Below are 968 nucleotides of genomic sequence, written 5' to 3'. Positions count from 1 at the left end.
AAGCCTAATATCGCAAGCTGGGATAGATACCATGGTTTGAGCACTTCAAAACGAGACTCTAAACCAACAACGCCCGCCGTTACCTGTGACTCGTTACTCACTTGAAGGTGGTATTCCCCAGAGTTGAGGTGCTCTAAGGTTAACTGACCCCCTTCTAAGGTCTGCCATCGATCGCCTTCGTTTAAGCGGTAGTACAGGTTCTGGCTATCCGGTTTAGGCATGATGCCAAAGAGAAAACTCAGCGAAGAACCATAAGGCAGCTTAATCCCATCAAGGTCGGAACTCCCCACTTGGATTACATCGTTTTCAAGCATCACTTGGCTAACAATAAAGCGGGATTCTGGCGGGTTTGACACCAATAGTTTTGAAGCCTCTGCTTTAACTAATCCATATTTTGAGCCTAAAACAAGTTCACGTTCACCATCTTCTGTGCGTTTCACTACGCTACATATCCCAGGAATAAACTCATTATTAATCAAGCCCGATGCAGATGAATAATGTTTAACTAACTCACCGGACAATCGGTAGTAACTCAACCCAACAGAAGATGCGAGCCACACACCTTTCGCATCACTGATCAAACACGCCGGACGAGCATTCGCAACACTCATCTCCAAGACTTGTTTGGCTTCGCCACCAGCCACTGTTTTAAACAACCCATAGGAAGAGGCAAACCACTGAGAGCCATCCGCCGCTGTCACTATATCTAGCGACTCGCCATATTTTTCCGAGAAACGATTGAAACGAATACGTTCATCATCGTATTCATAAATGCCGTGATCCGTACCAATAAAAAGTTTATCTTCGGTATCATATAAGCGCGTCACTTTAGCTGGTAAGTACTGACTCACGATCCATTCGCTACCAAAGTTTCTGACGGATTGCTTGTCGATATCAACGTTGTAAAGTTGGTAACCGCTGGATACCCACAAACGGTTTGCGTCGTCTAGAGCAATATGCTCAACAGC

General features: G+C 45.4%; 1 pseudogene. It reads right to left on the bottom strand.

Going from position 1 to position 968, the window contains the following annotated elements:
• Nucleotides 1-968 (bottom strand): annotated as a pseudogene (locus tag R7190_RS26000) (AraC family transcriptional regulator); the annotation flags it as partial.

It is taken from the genome of Vibrio sp. 1078-1 (genome assembly GCF_033340475.1).
The sequence above is the reverse complement of the archived record's forward strand: the minus strand, read 5'-3'. Positions and strand labels throughout refer to the sequence as shown.